At 49.9% G+C, this 16,243-nt stretch carries 18 protein-coding genes and 1 pseudogene; 10 read left to right on the forward strand and 9 right to left on the reverse strand.

Annotated features, from left to right (window positions below; all coding sequences use genetic code 11):
- The first annotated feature begins 58 nt into the window (after positions 1-58).
- Positions 59-1,867, forward strand: a complete 1,809-nt coding sequence (gene recQ, locus AC3G2T_RS37075) for a DNA helicase RecQ (protein ID WP_488438586.1) — start codon at positions 59-61, stop codon at positions 1,865-1,867.
- 12 nt (positions 1,868-1,879) lie between these two features.
- Positions 1,880-2,182 carry a 4a-hydroxytetrahydrobiopterin dehydratase gene (locus tag AC3G2T_RS37080; protein WP_488438587.1) on the forward strand — a complete coding sequence of 101 codons (303 nt, stop codon included), beginning with the start codon at positions 1,880-1,882 and terminating at the stop codon, positions 2,180-2,182.
- A gap of 98 nt (positions 2,183-2,280) precedes the next feature.
- Here the strand turns inward: AC3G2T_RS37080 and AC3G2T_RS37085 are convergent, their stop codons facing one another.
- On the reverse strand, positions 2,281-2,769 hold the full coding sequence (locus AC3G2T_RS37085) for a GNAT family N-acetyltransferase (protein ID WP_488438588.1): 489 nt from the start codon (positions 2,767-2,769) through the stop codon (positions 2,281-2,283).
- Between the two features lie 54 nt (positions 2,770-2,823).
- Positions 2,824-2,916 (reverse strand): annotated as a pseudogene (locus AC3G2T_RS37090) (hypothetical protein); the annotation flags it as partial.
- Between the two features lie 110 nt (positions 2,917-3,026).
- Between AC3G2T_RS37090 and AC3G2T_RS37095 the strand changes: the two are divergent.
- Entirely contained in the window at positions 3,027-3,500 is a 474-nt protein-coding gene (locus AC3G2T_RS37095) for a GNAT family N-acetyltransferase (protein WP_488438589.1), read from the forward strand.
- A 33-nt stretch (positions 3,501-3,533) separates the two neighbouring features.
- Positions 3,534-4,370, forward strand: a complete 837-nt coding sequence (locus tag AC3G2T_RS37100) for a sulfurtransferase (RefSeq protein WP_488438590.1) — start codon at positions 3,534-3,536, stop codon at positions 4,368-4,370.
- 118 nt (positions 4,371-4,488) lie between these two features.
- On the opposite strand, the gene AC3G2T_RS37105 is transcribed toward AC3G2T_RS37100, so the two are convergent.
- Positions 4,489-5,472 (reverse strand): extracellular catalytic domain type 1 short-chain-length polyhydroxyalkanoate depolymerase, encoded by a 984-nt coding sequence (locus AC3G2T_RS37105; protein ID WP_474685067.1) that lies wholly within the window; start codon positions 5,470-5,472, stop codon positions 4,489-4,491.
- 301 nt (positions 5,473-5,773) lie between these two features.
- Between AC3G2T_RS37105 and AC3G2T_RS37110 the strand changes: the two genes are divergently transcribed.
- The gene (locus AC3G2T_RS37110) at positions 5,774-6,223 is read left to right on the forward strand and encodes an acetyltransferase (protein ID WP_488438591.1); all 450 of its coding nucleotides are present in this window, start codon (positions 5,774-5,776) and stop codon (positions 6,221-6,223) included.
- 18 nt (positions 6,224-6,241) lie between these two features.
- The gene (locus tag AC3G2T_RS37115) at positions 6,242-6,796 is read left to right on the forward strand and encodes a GNAT family N-acetyltransferase (protein ID WP_474685069.1); all 555 of its coding nucleotides are present in this window, start codon (positions 6,242-6,244) and stop codon (positions 6,794-6,796) included.
- Between the two features lie 100 nt (positions 6,797-6,896).
- Here the strand turns inward: AC3G2T_RS37115 and AC3G2T_RS37120 are convergent, their stop codons facing one another.
- Positions 6,897-7,529 carry a TetR/AcrR family transcriptional regulator gene (locus AC3G2T_RS37120; RefSeq protein ID WP_488438592.1) on the reverse strand — a complete coding sequence of 211 codons (633 nt, stop codon included), beginning with the start codon at positions 7,527-7,529 and terminating at the stop codon, positions 6,897-6,899.
- Positions 7,530-7,660: 131 nt separating this feature from the next.
- Between AC3G2T_RS37120 and AC3G2T_RS37125 the strand changes: the two genes are divergently transcribed.
- The 3 genes from AC3G2T_RS37125 (at position 7,661) to AC3G2T_RS37135 (ending at position 10,333) form a co-directional block, all read left to right on the forward strand.
- Entirely contained in the window at positions 7,661-8,485 is an 825-nt protein-coding gene (locus AC3G2T_RS37125; RefSeq protein WP_488438593.1) for an SDR family oxidoreductase, read from the forward strand.
- A gap of 100 nt (positions 8,486-8,585) precedes the next feature.
- Complete coding sequence (locus AC3G2T_RS37130; RefSeq protein WP_488438594.1) at positions 8,586-9,647, forward strand: MBL fold metallo-hydrolase; 1,062 nt, start codon at positions 8,586-8,588, stop codon at positions 9,645-9,647.
- 341 nt (positions 9,648-9,988) lie between these two features.
- Positions 9,989-10,333, forward strand: coding sequence for a GNAT family N-acetyltransferase (locus tag AC3G2T_RS37135; RefSeq protein ID WP_488438595.1), 345 nt, complete (start codon positions 9,989-9,991; stop codon positions 10,331-10,333).
- On the opposite strand, the gene AC3G2T_RS37140 is transcribed toward AC3G2T_RS37135, so the two are convergent.
- The 3 genes from AC3G2T_RS37140 to AC3G2T_RS37150 all read right to left on the reverse strand — a co-directional run bounded on the left by AC3G2T_RS37140 (position 10,235) and on the right by AC3G2T_RS37150 (position 12,780).
- Positions 10,235-10,954, reverse strand: a complete 720-nt coding sequence (locus AC3G2T_RS37140; RefSeq protein ID WP_488438599.1) for an NAD(P)-dependent oxidoreductase — start codon at positions 10,952-10,954, stop codon at positions 10,235-10,237. The genes AC3G2T_RS37135 and AC3G2T_RS37140 overlap by 99 nt on opposite strands.
- Before the next feature lie 93 nt (positions 10,955-11,047).
- Positions 11,048-11,737, reverse strand: a complete 690-nt coding sequence (gene exlX, locus AC3G2T_RS37145) for an expansin ExlX (RefSeq protein ID WP_488438600.1) — start codon at positions 11,735-11,737, stop codon at positions 11,048-11,050.
- A gap of 329 nt (positions 11,738-12,066) precedes the next feature.
- Complete coding sequence (locus AC3G2T_RS37150) at positions 12,067-12,780, reverse strand: SDR family oxidoreductase (protein ID WP_488438596.1); 714 nt, start codon at positions 12,778-12,780, stop codon at positions 12,067-12,069.
- A gap of 292 nt (positions 12,781-13,072) precedes the next feature.
- Between AC3G2T_RS37150 and AC3G2T_RS37155 the strand changes: the two genes are divergently transcribed.
- The gene (locus tag AC3G2T_RS37155; protein ID WP_488438597.1) at positions 13,073-13,411 is read left to right on the forward strand and encodes a winged helix-turn-helix transcriptional regulator; all 339 of its coding nucleotides are present in this window, start codon (positions 13,073-13,075) and stop codon (positions 13,409-13,411) included.
- Positions 13,412-13,483: 72 nt separating this feature from the next.
- On the opposite strand, the gene AC3G2T_RS37160 is transcribed toward AC3G2T_RS37155, so the two are convergent.
- Complete coding sequence (locus tag AC3G2T_RS37160; protein ID WP_488438598.1) at positions 13,484-14,503, reverse strand: phosphotransferase enzyme family protein; 1,020 nt, start codon at positions 14,501-14,503, stop codon at positions 13,484-13,486.
- A gap of 733 nt (positions 14,504-15,236) precedes the next feature.
- On the reverse strand, positions 15,237-16,187 hold the full coding sequence (locus tag AC3G2T_RS37165; protein ID WP_474687346.1) for a tyrosine-type recombinase/integrase: 951 nt from the start codon (positions 16,185-16,187) through the stop codon (positions 15,237-15,239).
- Between the last annotated feature and the right edge of the window lie 56 nt (positions 16,188-16,243).

Below are 16,243 nucleotides of genomic sequence, written 5' to 3' on the forward strand. Positions count from 1 at the left end.
TGACAGAGTATGGTATCATGGAAGAATGGATTAAACTTTGTTAAGGAGTATGGAAACCATGCTTTCTGAAGCCAGAAAAGTGTTGCAGCAGGTTTACGGTTACTCGGAATTTCGCGAAGGCCAAAAAAATATTATCGCCAATCTTCTGGAGGGCAAGGATACGCTCGGCATCATGCCTACGGGAGGCGGCAAATCCATATGCTATCAAGTTCCGGCACTGCTCATGGATGGCGTGACGCTCGTCATTTCGCCGCTTATTTCGCTGATGAAGGACCAGGTGGATGCGCTGAACAGTTTGGGCATACCTGCCACGTTCATCAACAGCACGCTGGAAGCGAGGGAAGTGCAGCAGCGCATCCAAGGGGCCATGCAGGGCAAATACAAGCTGCTGTACATAGCACCCGAGCGCCTGGAGTCGGAGCGGTTCCGCGCCAGGATGGCCGCGTTGAACCTGCCTTTTGTCGCCATCGACGAGGCGCACTGCGTGTCGCAGTGGGGGCACGATTTTCGCCCGAGCTATGTGGCGATTGCGCCGTTTATCCGCGAGCTGCCGAACCGCCCGATCGTGGCCGCTTTTACGGCGACCGCTACGGCTGAAGTGACGGAGGACATCGCGCGGCTGCTGGAGCTGGAGGATGCGGGCATTTATATCAACGGCTTCAGCCGGGACAATCTGGAGCTGACGATTTTGCGCGGCGAGAACAAGCGGGATTACATTTTGAACTACGTCAAAGAGCATACGCATCAGCCGGGCATTATTTATGCCGCCACGCGCAAGGAAGTGGAGGATCTTCACGAGCTGCTGCGCAAAAAAGGGTTCGCCGTCGGCCGGTATCACGCCGGGTTATCGGACGAGGAGCGCTCCCATATGCAGGAGTCGTTCATTTACGACGATATTCGCGTGATGATTGCGACGAACGCTTTTGGCATGGGCATCGATAAATCCAACGTGCGGTACGTCATTCACTACAATATGCCGAAAAATATGGAGGCGTATTACCAGGAAGCGGGCCGCGCCGGGCGCGACGGAGAGCCGAGCGAATGCATTCTGCTGTTCAGCGCGCAGGACATTATGACGCAGAAGTTCCTGATCGAGCAAAATCAGCTGTCGCCTGAACGCAAAGCGAACGAGTACAAAAAGCTGCAGATCATGATCGACTACTGCTACTCGCCCCGCTGCCTGCGCAATTATATTTTGCATTATTTTGACGAAAAAAATGTCAAAGACACATGCGGGAACTGCAGCTCCTGCAAGGATGACCGGGATACCGTGGACATTACCGTCGAAGCGCAAAAAATCTTTTCCTGCATCCGGCGCATGCAAGAGCGGTTCGGGATTTCGATGGTCGCCTCCGTGCTCAAGGGCTCGAAAGCCAAAAAAATTCTCGACTACCGCTTCGACCGCCTGCAAACATACGGTATAATGCGTGACTTGCCGGAAAAGGAAATTTCCGACCTGATCAACGTGCTGATCTCCGAAGGCTACTTGCAGCTGTCCGAAGGCCAGTATCCGGTCGTGAAGCTGCTGCAGCCCGCAGCGGAGGTTTTGCAAGGCAAGCTGCAGGTGTACCAAAAAGTGCGCAAACAGCAGATCAAAGCCGCTGCCGTCGACAACACCTTGTTCGAGCAGCTTCGCCTGCTGCGCCGGGAAATTGCCCAGCGGGAGAAAGTGCCGCCGTATATTATTTTCTCCGACAGCACGCTGCGCGAGATGAGCGAGATATGTCCGACGACGGAAGCCGGCATGCTGCGGATCAAAGGTGTCGGCGAGGTGAAGTTCCGCAACTACGGCTTGCCGTTTTTGGAGCTGCTGCGCACCTATGCAGGCGAGAGCGCGGCCGATATGGCCGTGTACGATTACGAGTAGGGAGGCGTTCGGATGTCCGCAAAGCTGTCCGTGGAGGAGGTTGCCAACCGTCTTGCGGGCTTGACCGGCTGGACGCTTGATGATCGGAAGTGGATCGTGAGAAAATATCGTTTTGCCGAATTTCTTGAAGGAATCGGATTCGTGAACGAAGTCGCCCGCATTGCGGAAGCCTGCAACCACCATCCCCTGATCGCCATCGATTATAAAACGGTCACGCTCCGCCTGACCACCTGGCATGCGGGTGGCTTGACCGAGCTGGACTTTAGCACGGCCCGGCAGTTCGAGCTTGCTTATGGCGGCGTGCATTCCGGCTAGGAGTCTGGCGGGCGGCGTGCATAGAATCTTCATCGGACAGACTCCTAGCTTGCAGGTTGCATGCGGTTTGCATGCGGCTTAGAACCGGGTCCGGGTGCTCACTCGTGCTTTTGATAGACCATGCAGTGAAATGCGTCCGGTCCTGACGGAGTCATTTTTTCATACGTATCCGTAACGGCAAAACCGGCCTTTTCGTAGGCGCGGATCGCCCTTTCGTTATCGGTCAGCACTTCCAGATCGATTTCCTGCGCGGGCGATCTTCTCTGCGCTTCCTGCACGATCAGCTTCATGAATGCGGCTCCCAGACCTTGCCCGCACAAGTCCGGTCTTAGTCCGAGCCCCAGCCGGGTAACGCCTGCAAGCGGGAAAAATTGCGCGAATCCGCACAGCCGCCCATCGGCATCGACAATGCCGCAGTATTGCTCCGCCCTGATCGCCGGATCGGCGAACTCCTTGCCGTCAGCGAGCATTTCCTGCCATGAAGGCCAATTGCAAATATCCCAGGGGGGCTCGTACGCCCAGCAGCACAATTGTTTGCCGTGTTCTTCGGTGAGAGGAATTATGCGCCAGTTTAAGACTGGATTCATGGGGCTATCATCCTTTTTGATAGAATAGGGTCCGGCCTGTGCTTTGCTTGCGGTTTACTTGCAATTTGCCGAGTCTTCATTCGTTAATGGTAGCTTTTCTCGGCAAGTTTGGCTACAAAATTCGTATATACTGCCGCTGCTTTGTAAGTTTCCAGAAAATTCTCAATTCATTGTGAACGCTATTATCGTACAATAGAGTTATAGATTTGCCGCACACGAACCCAGTATCCAATGAAAAACCCGAAGGAGGTTCCACCATGTCCCAAACTACCATTCGAGAAGCAACCGTGCAGGATATTACTCAGCTCCGTGAGCTTATGCTTGCTTATATCGTCGGCTTTTACGAGTATCGGCCGCCGGAAGACGAGAAGTTGAACGCATTGATCCATACATTGCTGGAACAAAAAGAAGGCATCCAGTTCGTGGCCGAAACCGATGACGGCACATTGGTCGGTTTTGCTACGTTGTACTTCACATTCAGCACGCTGCGGGCAGCCAAAATCGCCGTCATGAACGATTTGTTCGTTATTGAGGCGGAACGGGGACAAGGCGCGGCACAGAAGCTTTTTGCCGCTTCCAAAGGTTATGCCGCAAGGAACGGCTACGCCAGACTTTCATGGACAACGGCCAAAGATAATTCCCGTGCGCAGCGGTTTTACGATAAAATGGGAGGAGAGCTGGGCAACTGGCTGAGCTACTCCATCAATCCGACCATGGGGATTGGCGATTAATCAAGTCTATTTTACGAAGGTGGTGCCCTTATTTTGGAAAATATCGTAAGCCAATCATGGCTGCTCGGCCAATTGGGAGACGCGAATATCGTGATCGCGGACTGCCGGTTTGCGCTGGGACAACCGGAATCCGGCAGAACAAGCTACCAGCTTGACCACATACCCGGAGCCGTCTATGTAGATTTGGAAAAAGATCTCTCGGGCTCTCTTATGGCCCACGGAGGCCGGCATCCGCTGCCTGATCTCGGCGCTTTTTCGATTCTCGTCGGCAATCTGGGCATTGACGGAACCAAAACCGTAGTCGCCTATGACGATCAAGGCGGCGCAATGGCTTCCCGGCTGTGGTGGATGCTGAGATTCCTCGGTCATTCCGAAGTTTATGTGCTCGACCAAGGGTATACCGCATGGAAAACAGCCGGCTACCCGGTCACTGCCGAAGAACCTGCCGTATATCCGCGCACGTTCTCGCCGAAGGTGAACCGCGCCATGCTCGCCAGCATGGACGAGGTGAAGGACAAGCTGGGCCGCGAAGGCACCGTGCTTGTGGATTCCCGCGAGCCGCGGCGCTACCTCGGCCTGGAAGAGCCGATCGATGCCGCCGCCGGGCATATCCCGGGCGCGCGCAATTACTTCTGGAAAGGCGTGCTGGACGAAAGCGGCGCGTGGAAATCCGCGGAAGAGCAGCAGCGGCATTTTGCCGGGCTGAAGGACGCGGAAGAGATCATCGTGTACTGCGGATCGGGCGTAACCGCATGCCCGAACGTGCTCGCGCTGAAAGAAGCGGGCTTCGCGAATGTGAAGCTGTATTCCGGCAGCTGGAGCGATTGGATCAGTTGGGAAGACAACCCGATTGCAACAGGGGAAGAGTAAGAGTCGAGAGGCATCAGAAAAAACGACAAGGAGCCCGCAAGGGCTCCTTGTCTCGTTTGAGATCGACTTTTTTAAGGCGTCGCGCAGTTGAATTTCGCCCGTTGTTCCGCTGCCGGAATCACCGCCTGATGTTCAGGCCGAGGAAGGCGATCGAGTAGCCGACCGCGGACTGGGGCATCGAGTGACCGGCGCCCTGCACGCTGATTGCCTCAACCGGTGGTTGGGTGGAAGTGCTGCCGTAGCGTGTGCGGGTCCAGCCCGACTGCGGGCTATCGGTGTTGACCGGGGTGGCGGAGACGCCGCGCAGATTGGTCCACTGCTTGATTTCTTCTTTGAAGTTGTTGTAGTTAAGTATATTGTCGGCAGTACCGTGCCAGAGCTGGATGCGCGGGTAGCTTCCTGTGTAGCCGGGGAACATCGCGCGGGCGGCGGCTCCCCACTGTTGGGCGGTCTTGGAAATCTGGCCGTTCGCGCACTGACTGTTCCAGAAGTTGGTGGCGCTGCCGGTGGCGAAGCAGGTGGCGGGCACGCCCATGAACACCGTTCCGGCAGCGAAGACGTCCGGGTACTCGGCGAGCAGTACGTTGGTCATCATCGCACCGGAGGATGCGCCGGTCACGTAGACACGGCTGGAGTCGATGTTATAATTCGCCTTGGTCCACGATACCATCGACATGATGCCGACAGGATCGCTGCCGCCGCCGCGAGTAAGCGCTTTCGGACTCCACACGTCGAAGCAGCTGCTGAATTCGGTGTGCGTGGATTCGGGGAAAACGATGATGTAGCCGTACTGCTCAGCGGCTGTGACGAAGTCGCGAGCATAGCCGTTGTAGAAAGCAGAAGCCGAACCCGAACAGAAGTGTACGGCCACCAGCAATGCAGGATTCGGGGCCAGGTTGCGCGGCACGTAGACGTACATTTTCAGGCCGCTCGGGTTGTTGCCGAACGACGTGATCTGTGATAGCGTCCCCGGCGTTACACCTGCCGGCGGCGCGAGAGCCGCCGCAGGGGCTGTCTGCGCCGTCGCTGGGGGCACCAGCAAACCAGCCAGCAGCAGCAGCGCGCTGAACATTTTTACAAAAGTTGACTTTAGTAGCATCATAATACCTCCTTAGAATTTTAAAATAAATGAGACTGCTCCGTTTCCGTTGAGTTGTGAGCCTCCTTTCTCCTTTAATTGTAAGCGTATGCAAACCATATTATAACATTTAAACAAAAAATATGTTGTCCGAAAATAAATATTTCCCATAAATTGTCATCAAGTTCCGTTTCGATTTTTGAATAAGGGCTGCTGACCGGGCGCCAGTTCTAAAGCATGGGAGAAATGTGCATTCTTGTTTCCTCCTGGATCAGCGTGTTATGCTTGTTTCACTGAAAGTCGATCGTTTGGAGGAGGAACCTTGATGTCGAACATAATTACCCCATACCAGGAAAGTGATCACGATATATTAGTCGATATTTGGTACCGGGCCGTATGTCGTACCCATACTTTTTTGACGGATTCGGACATCCAATTTTACCGCAGTATAGTTCAAAACGGGGCCTTAAGAGAAGTTGAGATCTGGGTAAGAAGAAACGAAAATAAAGAACCGGCAGGGTTTATCGGACTTGTCGGAACTAAGATCGAGATGCTGTTCGTAGATCCAGAACACCACGGAATGGGAATAGGCAGCCGTTTAATCGAACATGCCCAAAAATTAAAAGGAAGTACTCTCCAAGTTGATGTCAATGAGCAAAACGACGGAGCGTGTGCCTTCTACAAACGGGTTGGATTCGTACAGATCGGCCGGTCGGAATTGGATGGTTCGGGTAAGCCATTTCCATTGCTTCACCTTGAATACAGATCAGTATAGACAGTTAAGAGGATGAGTATGGATATTGTGATTCGGAATTTCGCGGTTGGAGATGAAAATGTCTGGAAGCATATAGACGACAGTTTTACTGTTGATTCTACCCTCGTCCTGTCCTTGACGGATCGAGAGTTCGGATTCACGGTGAAACCAATTCCCGGCTATACAAAAAGTTATTCGGAAGAACGGTTTCAGGAAGCAGAAGATGAGGATTATTCAGACTATATCGATAGCCCGGATCGAATAGTGTACTTGGCCTGGGCCGGGAATCAAGCAGTAGGCCGTATCGTATTGAAACGGAACTGGAACAAATATGCTCTTGTAGAAGACATAGCGGTAGACAAAAATTATAGAGGGCATGGAGTAGGCCGTAAACTGATCGAGCAGGCCAAGCGGTGGGCGAAAAACGGCGGAATGCCCGGAATCATGTTGGAGACGCAAAGCAACAACGTGAATGCGTGCAAATTTTATAAAAGTTGTGGTTTTGTAATAGGCGGGCTTGATCTTAACTTGTATCAGGGTATTGATAAACACAATGATGAGATTGCGTTATTCTGGTATTTGATTTTTGAATAAACTTCATGCACGCCGGAGCGAAAAGCAAGACCTACCGGCCGAAGCCGGTAAGGCGCGAAGCGGTGGCGCATAATAAACGAAGGATTTGGTGAATGTAGTATCACAAATCAGAAAGCAGAAGAAGTATCCCATGGTAACACAAATATTCAAGATCAGGTACAGCGTGGTTAACCTCGACTAGCTGCATGGCCTCAAGTTGTTTTTGCGACAGATGAGATATCGGATACAGCCCAAGAATATACACCGAAAACGCTGAAACGAAAATGGCCTTGTTTTCAGGGGGCGCCTCGGGAAAATATTTATCCAAACTTGCAGCAATAGTGTCCAGAATATAGCTAACCTTTTTGAATTCTGCAAGCTTTTCAACACTGCTGTTGATTTCGAGAACTGAAAAGAGTATGGAAAGCAGCTTCAACATCTTATCGTGCGATAACAAAGTCTTCGTCAGAAAAGTGCTATACTGTTCTTTTGTCATCTTGGCTGTAGTATTCATTACTTCCAGCATCCTGGCCTGCCATCTTAGCAATTCCCGGGCCAGAAGGTCCAGCAATACCTCGTCTTTAGTTTTGTAATAGTTATAAATCGACGGGCGTGTAAAAGAGGTCAGTTCGGAAATTGCCTTAAAGGTTACGCCCTCATATCCGCTTTGACAGAATAATGTGTCGCAGGCATTGATGATTTCTTCCTGTCTGCTGGTTATTTGATCCGGTGTTCTTGCCCTTATAAAATCCATTGTATCGATCTCCTCTTGAGTTATGATAACACATTGTCAATTCATTATTCCACCATAGTTGACATCGTGTAATTTATCCTGTAATCTGATTATTGACGATTCGTCAGTTAATTTCAGAAGGAGGAATTACTATGGAAAAGAAAACAGTTGTTATAACAGGAGCTTCATCTGGTATTGGAAAGGTAACAGCTAAATATTTTGCAGAAAATGGATGGAATATAGCTGCCACTATGAGATCGCCAGAAAGCGAAAATGAATTAACTCAAATTGAAAATGTCAAAATTTATCTCCTTGATGTTACAAAACAAGAAACAATTAATAAAGCATATGAAGATATTTTAAAAGAATTCGGAACGATAGATGCCCTGGTCAATAATGCAGGATATGCTTTATTTGGACCGATTGAAATCTCTACGGATGAGCAAATTCGCAGAGAGTTTGACGTAAATGTATTTGGTTTAATTAATACTACCAGAACATTTTTAAAGCATTTTAGAGAGAATAAAAAAGGTATAATTGTGAATATAGGATCTATGGCGGGTAAAACAACACTTCCATTAATATCAACTTATAATTCTACTAAATTCGCAGTTGAAGGTTTAACAGAATCGTTAAGCTATGAATTAAGTAATTTTGGGATTAAAGTGAAATTGGTAGAACCCGGTTCAATGACAACAGATTTTGCCGGTAGATCTATGGATCATGCAAAATCAGAAACAATAACTGATTATAATGCATATGTTAGCAATTTCTTTAATTTAGCTTCAAGTGAAAATCAGCAAATATCCAGTCCTCCCGAACTTGTAGCTGAAGTGATTTATGAAGCAGTTACCGATGGAACAGATAAACTGAGATACATTGCCGGTGAAGATGCAAAACAAATTATAGCTTTAAGAGAAACTCAAGGCGATGAAGCTTATGTGCAAATGATACAAGAAAGATTTGCCCTAAAATAGACCAGGGAATTTAGCCAAAGCCGATCGAAGAGCCGGATGGAGAACACGAATTTGACGGAGATAAACGGACTCGTAGATACGGGAGGAGGAGAGCAGACAGGTGAACGATTGGAATCGATCAAATCGAGCCAAGAACGGAAAATTCCAGAACGAAATCCCGGCGATTGTGAAATTTGGGGCAGGAGACCTTGTGTCCATGCTCCTTGAATTTCTATCTCCAAAAACCCAGAGAAGGCCGAAGCAGCCGCTTCCTATTATCCCTCTTCAGCATGACACGCTAAAGGACGGAAAGGACAAGGTCGTCTGGTTTGGACATTCGGCGTCAATGCTTCAGCTAGGTGGCAAGACGATCCTAATCGACCCGATGCTGGGCAAGAACCCGTCGCCGATTCCTTTTTCCCGTAATAGGAGATATAGCGTTAATTTGCCAATCACGATTGAGGAGCTTCCTCCGATCGATATTGTTGTTCTGTCTCACGATCACTACGATCATCTGGATTCTTCCTCCATTCGCAAGCTTATTCCGAAGGCGGGTACTTTCCTCGTTCCGCTCGGAGTCGGCAAGCGAATCCGGAAACGAGGAGCGTCACCAGATGCCGTCATCGAGCTGGACTGGGGGGAAGAACAGATCGTTCAGGGCATTCGCTTCGCTTGCACGCCGGCGAGACATTTCTCGGGAAGAGGGCTGTTCGATCGGGATTCCACCCTATGGTGCTCGTGGGTAATCAAGACGGAGGAGAGAAGTCTCTTCTACAGCGGGGACGGGGGCTACGGTCCTCACTTTGAGCGAATAGGCCGTCAGCACGGACCGTTCGAACTGGCCATTATGGAATGCGGGCAATATGACAAGCGCTGGAGTGGCGTGCATATGCTACCGGAGGAGACGGTGCAAGCGCATCGGGACGTTCAGGGAGGGGTTCTGCTGCCCGTACATTGGGGAGGGTTCACTTTGGCGCTGCATGACTGGAACGATCCCGCAAGAAGGGTATCGGCCGCGGCCGAAGAGCAGAGCATTCCTTACCGGATTCCTAGAATCGGCGAACCGGTCTATCTGGATCAGATTCCGCTATTACCGCAGCGGGATTTCTGGTGGCAGGACCTGGAAGGAAGACCGACGAACGCATCCACAAGCGGGAGACAGGCGCGCTCGCAGCCCATATAACGAACAAGGCAGTCCGTCCGGTCTTCTTAGACCGCCTGGGCTGCCTTGCTACTTTTTATCAGGAAGGGATTTTTCGATGGAAACATACGTTCCCTATGTGTTATAATCTAAAAACATCAGCCGATAGCGTAAAGGAGCGAGGGATTCGTTGAATCAAACCAATGAATTGCAAGTAAAGATTAAGCCCTGGGCAGATACCGACCTTGCATTGCTGTATCGTATGAATGCACCGGAGATGCTCGAGCACTTAGGAGGTCCGGAGACAGAGGAGCAGGTCCTGAACCGCCACAAACGATACGTTGAGATCGAAGGGAAAGGTACAGGGCGTATGTACAGGGCGTATGTACAGTATAGTTCTGCTCCCGGAGCTCGAAGCGGTGGGCAACATCGGGTACTGGGAGCGTGTCTGGCAAGAGGAGACTATATACGAGGTAGGTTGGGGCGTCTTGCCGCCGTTCCAAGGAAAAGGAATTGCGGCTAGAGCGGCCGAAGCCGCTATTGCCAGCGCTAGCGCAGAGAAGAAAAGAAGGTATATGCATGCATTTCCGTCCATCGACAATCCGGCATCAAACGCCATTTGCAGGAAACTAGGCTTTATATTGGCCGCCGAGTGCAGCTTCGAATATCCACCGGGGAATTTTATGTGGTGCAACGATTGGAGACTGGATCTTAGTACGATAATTTGAGTCGGGACGATTTATAATCGTTTTAGAGATGCGAACAACCTGGGGAATCCATTTTTTCGAATACCCGCTCATACACGTCCAAAAGTAATCAAGCAAGGCCACGTCAAACGCCGCTGCCCGGCCGGGGGATGCGCCAAGATAGGAAGCAGTACCGCCCAAGCTGGCTAATACTGGTTGAGCAGCCTTATAGACGAGCTCCGGTCCATTGTACAAAATGACTGCCGCCGGTGTTCCGATGGTTGGGGTGGGGGTCAAAATCGCTCCATCGATATAATCGATTTCTTGCTCGGCAGCCCATGCAAACATTTTGCGGGACCGCACCGGAGAGCCGGCAGTAAGGTTCACGAGCGTTCGCCCTCTTAGGGCGCCCCTTGCGGGCTCGAGGATCGCTTGCACGACGTTGTAGTCTAACACGCAGATGATGACCAGCGGGCTTGTCGCGACAGCTTCAGCGACAGTATTCGCGGGGACGGCGCCCTGCTTAACGAGAGCATCTGCCTTACCGACCGAGCGGTTCCATATTGTCGTTGGGTGACCGCTCTTCAGCAGCGCACCAGCCAGCGCCTGCCCCATCGGACCGAGTCCGATAACCGTCACAGGCGTACGATCCTTATTTTCCATGACAGCATCTGCCGCAACCGATCCTTCATGCTTATTGAGATCTTTTACACTGTCCAAAAGAAATGCCTCCCTTCATTTGTGTTCGACTCTATTCTAAAGGGTTGACATTAGTGTAAAAGTCAATAGTCGGAAATCGGCAAACTGGACATTGCCGGGAACGATGTAAGCTCCCGATGTTCCGTTTTCGGCTAGCCCCGGTATCGTATCCGTCACCGTTCTGCCCTTGATGTCAGTGATGCGAACCTGCAGAGGCTTGGTGCCTAACTGCGTACCGACGAAATGGTTATAGTCCATTTTCTCCAAATTGATCCAACTGCCGTCTTTCAAGTATTCCAGCGTCATAACAGGGTACTTGTGGTTTCGCACTTGAATGGCGGCCCACCACTGGCTGCTGCCTTCCTTGATTCGATAGGAAAAATTTCCCTGAATCGGGGCTTTGACGACTTTCCACTTGATATTGATTTTGCCGTCGGGGATGTTGCCGATCTTGGCGAACGCGTTCGGGGAAAGATCAAGAGCACCCGGAGCGCCTTCGGGATATAAATCGGTCACGTAGACGGTCGTTTTCCCTTTCGGGCCTTCAACTTCCAGGTAGGCTCCCGCGAGAGCCGCTTTGACACCGCCATAATTCATGTCGGTCGGATTCAAAGCCGTAATCTCCATCGTTGGCGGGATAGGATCGAGCAGCACGGCACCTCCCGAGTAGCCCGAGCCCGTATAAGTGGCGTAGCCGGTATGCAGATCGTTCCAGGCGGCAAAAGCCGAAAGCGTCGGAACAATCATCAGCGCACCCAAAATAAGAGAGCTCAAGCCTAGTTTTTTTGCCCATTTGCTGCTTTTCATCATTAAATTCCTCCATTCGGCTCGTATTGTGAAAGCGCTCTATAAACTGTTTGTTCAATTTCGCCTTTTCAGGCAGTACATGCCTCCTTTCACGAATAAAATGGTAAAACATAGGTTTTCTAGTAAATTTATTATGATTTCATCTATCATCTCAGTAATTATCTGAAAAATCAATAGAATTGTAAAATTTTTCAGATAATTTGTCGAACATAAAAAGCCAGCGCTCCCGCTGCCGAGCGAGAGGCGATGGCTTCTTGTAGCGGCCGCTTTTAAGTCAAAATGTGGCCGCCTTCCACGTGAAGAACGGTTCCGGTCACGAAGCTGTTGCCGAGCAGGTACAGCACGCTTCGCGCGACGTCTTCAGCTTTGCCTACTCGTTTCACGGGGAGCTTGTTTCCTACCGCGGCGTAGAACTGATTGCGGGCTTCTTCCGGCATTTTGCTGCGTGACGGCGTATCGATGATGCCGGGTGAAACGACGTTCACCCTGATTGGCGCAAGCTCCAGGGCCAAGGTTTGGCCCAGATTCGAGACGGCCGCATTGACTGCGCCCAGGGCCGCCGAACCGATCATGGATTTGTAGGCCACAACTCCCGAGAACAAGGTGATGGAGCCGTTAGGCAAAACTTTCGGAGCGCCGTATTTAGCGGCATAAAATTGGCCCCAAAATTTGTTTTCAAACAACTGCCGCGCTTTTGCGATATCCGTTTGGAGGAACGCTCCGCCGGATGTTTCCGCCGCGGTCACCACAAGATGGTCGAACTCGCCGACGGTTTCGAAGAAGGACTGTACTTGCCCTTCTTGCGTCGTATCCAGCGCATAAGTCTCAGCTTTGGTTCCCAACTGTTCTTTTGCTTGCAGCAGCTTGTCTTTGGAGCGGCTGGCAATAATCACTTCTGCTCCGAGTGCCGCCGCTTGTCTGGCTGTTTCGAAACCAATCCCCGAACTTCCGCCGATAATGACAACTTTCTGATTGCGCAACATCGCTCATCCTCCTGACTTTGCTTAAAACTTCAACACTTCATTGAGATGCAAGCGAAGCTTTTCAAAGGCGTCATGCCAAGGAAGGCTTGCACCATTTTGTCCGTCAAGGTTTGGTTCAGCGTTCCTACTCCTTCCTGCATATTCCGAGCTGCCGCGATTGGCCTCAATGGTAGTATATATACAGTAAATTCATTTAGGGAAGTAGTGATATTTAATTCATATAGTTTCCGAAAATGTAGCATTGTGATATGATGGGCTTAATTAGCCCAAAAAAATTCGGGGGGAAGCTTCGATGAGCGATATGGAACCGGCCGAATTGACCAAAGGAACCCCTGGCGAACTTTGTCCCATTGCCAAGGCGTTGGATGTGATTGGGAGCAAATGGACCTTTCTAATCATTCGGGACCTGTTAATCGAAGGGACGATGCGATTCAGCGACCTGCAGAAATCGATGGACGGAATTAGCCCTAAGACGCTTTCGCTCCGCCTTAGAGAACTGGAGGACAACGGGATATTGAGCAGGAAAGTATACCCGGAAGTTCCCCCGCGTGTGGAATATACGTTAACGGACAAAGGAAGACGTTTGGAAGGGATTTTTATCGAATTGAAGCGATTCGGGTTAGGCTTATAGAGGGATGGCAAAAAACCGCCCAACAATCAGGCGGCTAAATCCGGCATGTTAGTCAATCGTGCTTCGAAAATCTCAATCATACCAGTTATTTTGATCGATGGGTTTTAGCTCAACCGCGGGGCGGTAGCTTGCGCGAATCCGGCTGCATGCGGCGAGCAGCTTATCCTTGAGCGCAAGGGCCCACTCCGGCGAGTTGGCGGTATCCATATCCTCGACGCTGCGGAGAAGCCGGGCGAATGTGTAAAGATCCGCAAACTTCCGGAAAATAGGGATGGCGCTCAAACAGCTCTCGTCCAAAGGTTTTATCGAGGCATATCCTGCAAGAAATTGTCGAGTCTTTCGTTCGGATTCCTCTCCGTCCAGTTCAACGATATCGGAAAGGGCGCAGGTGACATCCATCATATACCAATGCATCATCGCATCGTCAAAATCAATAGCGCAATACCGCGCTTCCGCGGCGACGTAAAACACATTGTCGGTCTCAAAATCGTAGTGGATCAGCCCTGTATGCCCTTTGCCGGCAGGCAGCTCTGAGAGCTGGTCCTTCAATCGCTCAAGTTCTTGCCGGAGCCCTGACTCCCGGGGATAGCGCTGTAGTACCGATGATATGAACGCCAGCGCATCCAGCCAGCTTTTTCGCGATGTCTCTCCGGGGGCATACGTTTCGGATAATTGGTGAAGCGAGGCGAGGGATCGGCCCCATTGTTCCAAATGAAGATCCGACATCTGATCAAGCGGGAGATACTGTCCTGCGGCCCGTTCGAAAACAACGCCGTAATAAATCCCGTTTTCGGTCGAAATCGTTTCGATCCAATTGCCGTTCCTGGAGCGAACGGGAGCTGCGACGGCATAACCTTTGTCCAGTAAGTACCGGATAAAATCAAGTTCAGCCTGAATATTCCCCGGCGAGTTATCCTCTTCATGAATGAACCGGAGGAAGTGCCGCGAAGCGTTCATGTCAAAAGTGTAAACGAAATTGCTGCTAGCTCTCCAAAATTTCAATGTACTCTCATCATGATCCCAACGCCGGATCAGTTCTTTGGCAGGAGAGTCATTTTCCAATCCTTGAACCATGTTTCTTAAAAGCATCATACCCGCTAGCCTCCCATTGCCTGATGAGAGGTGTCTATTTAGATGATAATGAACGACCTCTCGCAGGCTTTATCGTATTTTTATTCGTATTCAAACACCATCACTCCTTATAAATCGTAGTAGGAAACGCTTTCCTCAAGTTATATTGTCGGGCCAAGTATCCATGTACTCAAGGTGCATTTTATATAAAATTGATTTTTCCAGGGAAGGGGATCCAGGGCTGACGATCGATTTGGAGCAGCTATGAGATTTATTTTAAAGGAACTTGTTCCTATAAGCGGGAAATTAACATACTATGAAGTTAAACTTTACCAAAGTATAGTATAATCCTTAGGGGGAGTGATACGTTCAGCCACATTGGAACTACAACATGAGTAAAATATGCTCTATAATCATGATTGCGTATGGGTGCAAGCACTGTTGTGTTAGTCTGGCATAAATGAAAAGGGAGCCCCGAAAGGCTCCCTTTATATTTTACTGTAGTGGTTTCAGCGGTGTTGCTTATAACATCTTTTGACAGGTGCAACCTTGACCTGTACTTTACTTATTAGCCATATTCTAGCAAATGCATCTCTGTTTCTTGAACTGCAATAAAATAGGGGTTCGCACAATTATCGTTGTTCGACAATTACAAAGAAATTTCTTCTTAATTTTCTTTAATTCTACAGGCTATTCATTAATGAGTATTATAATAAATACCATATCATAATACAAGAGTACTAGGATTAATTTACTATAAACTGTCCTTTAAGAAGTCCTCGACGAAATCCGGGGCTGCTTTTTTTATTTGCTGAACTGTATGTAAATAGCGCTGTGTCGTGTTGATATGCGTATGTCCGAGCGATTCCTGGACCTGCTGCAGCGTTGCGCCGCGAAGTAAGGCTAAAGTAGCATTGGTATGTCTGAGCCAGTGAGGGGTAACCTTTTTCTCCAGGCCGCTTTGTTCGCGGGCTTTCTGGATCATTTTCTCAATTCGCCTTACGGATACCGGGAACACTTTTTGCTCGGGCGACACTTTCTTTTGCGAGGTTCGAGACAGATACTGGTTGAAAAGTTCCCATAGCAGATGCGGGATTTTGACCTCTCGTTGTTTCCCGCCCTTTCCCTGCACAGTCAGCCAAATCGAGCGTTCTTCCGGGTCGGGGTGGAAATGCCCCCATTCCATGGAGATTAGCTCAGACACCCGCAAGCCCAGTAAAACCAGGGTTAAACCGACCAAATATTGCCGGGAGCCCTGCTGTTTCAACTGCTCGAACAACCTGAGAACCTCGCTTTTGGTCAAATAATTGTTTTTGCTGGTGACTGTTATTTTGGGCATACGAACGCTTGTAGTGGGGTTATTGGGGAAAATCCCGATATTCGAATCGCTTCCCCATTTGTAAAGCGAGCGCAGCGGAGCAATATGAATAGCGACGGTCGCCGGCGCTTTCGGTTTGTTTTGCTGGTCGAGGAGCCCTTCAATCAGCCCGATTTTGTACACTTCAATTTCTTTCCACGTCACATCTTTCAAAGATTTATCCCCGATAAAACTGCGAAATTTCTCGATAGCGCTGCGGTAATTTCTTACTGTATATTTCGAACGTTGATAAGTGGCGAAGAACATATTAACGATTTGGTCATCGGAATAGTTTTGCTTGCTCTCTGCATGGATAGCGAGTTGAGATAGGCTCATTGGCGTTGGCATGAGAGATTGTTCCTCCTTAAATATTCGAACAACGATAATTGTGCGAACCCCTATTT

This window comes from Paenibacillus sp. sgz302191, from assembly GCF_057749925.1.

Coding starts and splice junctions, on each gene's coding strand:
- recQ (WP_488438586.1), top strand. CDS start 59: ATGCTTTCTGAAGCCAGAAAAGTGTTGCAGCAGGTTTACGGTTACTCG.
- AC3G2T_RS37080 (WP_488438587.1), top strand. CDS start 1,880: ATGTCCGCAAAGCTGTCCGTGGAGGAGGTTGCCAACCGTCTTGCGGGC.
- AC3G2T_RS37085 (WP_488438588.1), bottom strand. CDS start 2,769: ATGAATCCAGTCTTAAACTGGCGCATAATTCCTCTCACCGAAGAACAC.
- AC3G2T_RS37095 (WP_488438589.1), top strand. CDS start 3,027: ATGTCCCAAACTACCATTCGAGAAGCAACCGTGCAGGATATTACTCAG.
- AC3G2T_RS37105 (WP_474685067.1), bottom strand. CDS start 5,472: ATGATGCTACTAAAGTCAACTTTTGTAAAAATGTTCAGCGCGCTGCTG.
- AC3G2T_RS37110 (WP_488438591.1), top strand. CDS start 5,774: ATGTCGAACATAATTACCCCATACCAGGAAAGTGATCACGATATATTA.
- AC3G2T_RS37115 (WP_474685069.1), top strand. CDS start 6,242: ATGGATATTGTGATTCGGAATTTCGCGGTTGGAGATGAAAATGTCTGG.
- AC3G2T_RS37120 (WP_488438592.1), bottom strand. CDS start 7,529: ATGGATTTTATAAGGGCAAGAACACCGGATCAAATAACCAGCAGACAG.
- AC3G2T_RS37125 (WP_488438593.1), top strand. CDS start 7,661: ATGGAAAAGAAAACAGTTGTTATAACAGGAGCTTCATCTGGTATTGGA.
- AC3G2T_RS37135 (WP_488438595.1), top strand. CDS start 9,989: ATGTACAGTATAGTTCTGCTCCCGGAGCTCGAAGCGGTGGGCAACATC.
- AC3G2T_RS37140 (WP_488438599.1), bottom strand. CDS start 10,954: ATGGAAAATAAGGATCGTACGCCTGTGACGGTTATCGGACTCGGTCCG.
- exlX (WP_488438600.1), bottom strand. CDS start 11,737: ATGATTGTTCCGACGCTTTCGGCTTTTGCCGCCTGGAACGATCTGCAT.
- AC3G2T_RS37150 (WP_488438596.1), bottom strand. CDS start 12,780: ATGTTGCGCAATCAGAAAGTTGTCATTATCGGCGGAAGTTCGGGGATT.
- AC3G2T_RS37155 (WP_488438597.1), top strand. CDS start 13,073: ATGAGCGATATGGAACCGGCCGAATTGACCAAAGGAACCCCTGGCGAA.
- AC3G2T_RS37160 (WP_488438598.1), bottom strand. CDS start 14,503: ATGATGCTTTTAAGAAACATGGTTCAAGGATTGGAAAATGACTCTCCT.
- AC3G2T_RS37165 (WP_474687346.1), bottom strand. CDS start 16,187: ATGCCAACGCCAATGAGCCTATCTCAACTCGCTATCCATGCAGAGAGC.